This window comes from Roseomonas rosulenta (assembly GCF_016106005.1).
Taxonomy (GTDB): domain Bacteria; phylum Pseudomonadota; class Alphaproteobacteria; order Acetobacterales; family Acetobacteraceae; genus Neoroseomonas; species Neoroseomonas rosulenta.
This window is the reverse complement of the sequence record NZ_JACADR010000421.1, coordinates 1-2,670: the sequence shown is the minus strand read 5'-3', so window position 1 is coordinate 2,670 and position 2,670 is coordinate 1. Positions and strand designations below refer to the sequence as shown.

The 2,670-nt window shown below is 69.7% G+C and carries 2 protein-coding genes and 1 pseudogene; 1 reads left to right on the top strand and 2 read right to left on the bottom strand.

The genetic code is table 11. From position 1 onward, the window contains the following. Positions 1 to 556, bottom strand: a pseudogene (locus tag HW578_RS25275) (hypothetical protein); the annotation flags it as partial. An 89-nt stretch (positions 557 to 645) separates the two neighbouring features. Between HW578_RS25275 and HW578_RS25270 the strand changes: the two are divergent. Next, positions 646 to 2,448, top strand: coding sequence for a PHA/PHB synthase family protein (locus HW578_RS25270; protein WP_198373461.1), 1,803 nt, complete (start codon positions 646 to 648; stop codon positions 2,446 to 2,448). Here the strand turns inward: HW578_RS25270 and HW578_RS25265 are convergent. Then, positions 2,449 to 2,670, bottom strand: a 222-nt coding sequence (locus HW578_RS25265; RefSeq protein WP_198373459.1) for a hypothetical protein, incomplete at its 5' end; no start/stop codon positions are given.

The window sequence follows — 2,670 nt, the reverse complement described above, 5'->3', positions numbered from 1 at the left end:
GGGCCAGCAATTCGGCCGGCGGCGGGGGTGGCGGGGCGGCGTCCATCGCAGGCGGCAGCGCGGGCTGGCCGGGGGAAGCGGCCGGGGCGCTCGGCGCGAGCGGCGGCAGCGTCGGCGAATCCAAGGGGACCGGCGGCGCCGCGGCGATGGGGGCAGGACCCGGCGGGCTCATCGGCATGCTTCGGTCCCCCGCCGTGCCAGAGGGGCGCACCGGCTCGGGCCGCATCTCGGGGTCGAGCGGATTGCGGCTTCGCTGGCGTTCCTCGGCCAAAGCCGCGGTCAGCGCGTCGCGCACCGCGGGGTCGGCCACCGCCGGGCGCGCCGGGATGGTGCCGAGGTTGGGGAAGGCCAGCTCGGTGCCGGGCGGCGGCTCGCGTCCCTCGAAGGCCGGGCCGGTGATCCGGGCGAAGAGCGGGCCGATCGCCGAGGGCCCCTGCCCCGGGCTGCACCCGCCCGCCAGCAGCACGAGCGCAAGCAGGACCGGCCGCGCTTGATCGACCCCTGCCCGGCCCCTACCGTGGCCCGACACGAACGCGTGGCCCGTCGTTACGGTCATGCCGCCTCTGTCCCCGTCACGCGGAAGCGGTAACCCGAATCGGCCGGTGCGCGAAGCCGGGCATGCCGCCCCACGGACCGAAACGCCACATGGCCGACAAGACTCCCTCCAACCCCGCCACCTTCCGGCTGCCCGACCCGGCGCTGGTCAGCCGCACCATGGCGGATGTGGCGGAGCGCGGGCAGCGCATCGTCTCCGACTTCCTGAAGCGCCAGGCGGGCGAATCGCCCGACCCCGATCCGCTCAAGATCGGCCATGCCTTCCTCGAGATGACGACGCGGCTGATGTCCAACCCTGCGCGGCTGGTGCAGGCGCAGCTCGGCTTCTGGCACGACTACCTGACCCTCTGGCAGAACACCGCGCGGCGCATGCTGGGCGAGGTGCCCGAACCGGTGATCGCCGAGGACGACAAGGACCGCCGCTTCAAGGACGACGCCTGGCGCGAGCACGAGGTCTTCGACTTCATCCGCCAGTCCTACCTGCTCTCGGCGCGCTACTTCCGGTCCGTGGTGGAAGGCACCGAGGGCCTCGAGCCCAAGACCGCGCAGAAGGTCGATTTCTACACGCGGCAATTCGTCGATGCGATGAGCCCGACCAACTTCCTGATGACCAATCCAGAGGTGCTGCGCCGCACCGCGGAATCGGGCGGCGAGAACCTGCTGCGCGGGCTGTCCAACCTTCTGAGCGACCTCGAGCGCGGGCGCGGCAAGCTTCGCATCCGCATGACCGACGACACCAAGTTCAAGGTCGGCGAGAACATCGCGGTGACACCCGGCAAGGTGGTGTACCAGAACGACCTGATGCAGCTGATCCAGTACGCGCCCACCACCGAAAAGGTGCTGAAGCGCCCGCTGCTGATCATCCCGCCCTGGATCAACAAGTTCTACATCCTCGACCTGCGGCCGAAGAACTCCTTCATCCGCTGGGCGGTCGAGCAGGGCCACACGGTCTTCGTCATCTCCTGGGTCAACCCGGATTCGAAGCTCGCCGAGAAGGGCTTCGACGACTACATGCTCGAAGGCCCCTACGCCGCGCTCGACGCGATCGAGCAGGCGACCGGGGAGAAGGGTGCGAACGTCATTGGATACTGTCTCGGCGGCACGCTGCTGGCCTCCACCCTCGCGCACATGGCGATGAAGCGCGACACGCGGGTGAAGTCCGCCACCTTCTTCACCACCATGGTGGATTTCGAGGAAGCCGGCGAACTGGGCGTGTTCATCGACGAGGAGCAGCTCGCCGCCCTCGAGGAGAAGATGCAGAAGACCGGCTATCTCGAGGGCCGCGAGATGGCGACCACCTTCAACATGCTGCGGGCCAACGACCTGATCTGGTCCTTCGTGGTCAACAACTACCTGATGGGCCAGGAGCCCTTCCCCTTCGACCTGCTGTACTGGAACGACGATTCCACGCGCATGCCGGCGAGGATGCACAGCTTCTACCTGCGCCGCATGTACCAGGAGAACGACCTGGTGAAGCCGGGCGGCATCGAGCTCTCGGGCGTGAAGCTGGACCTGCGAAGGATCAAGCTGCCGACCTACATCCTCAGCACGCGCGAGGACCATATCGCGCCGTGGAAATCCACCTACCGCGCCACGCAGATCTACAAGGGGCCGACGCGCTTCGTGCTCGCCGCCTCGGGCCATATCGCCGGCGTGGCCAATCCGCCCGATGCGGGCAAGTACAGCCACTGGGTCAGCGACGACCTGCCGGCGGACCCGGACGAATGGTTCAAGGCCGCGACCGAACTCGCCGGGTCCTGGTGGCCGGACTGGCATCGCTGGGTGAGCGGGCTCGACCGAACGCAGGTGCCCGCGCGCTTCCCCGGCACGGGCGCCCTGCCCGCCATCGAGGACGCGCCCGGGTCCTACGTGAAGGTGATGGCGACCGACTGACTATTCGCCGAGGCCGAGCCCATCGGTGATCGCCCCGGGCGCGCCGGCCTGCCACCAGTTGCCCGCCCCCGTCCAGCCGCGGTCGAGGTCGAGCCGCCGCACGTCGCGCGCCAGCGCGGCAGTCGCCTGCTCGGCCGCCGGCAGCGGGCCGAGCGCGGCCAGGCGGTCGAGCGTCGCCTCTCCGCCAGGTTCGAACAGGGTCGCGGACAGCGCGGCCGCCGC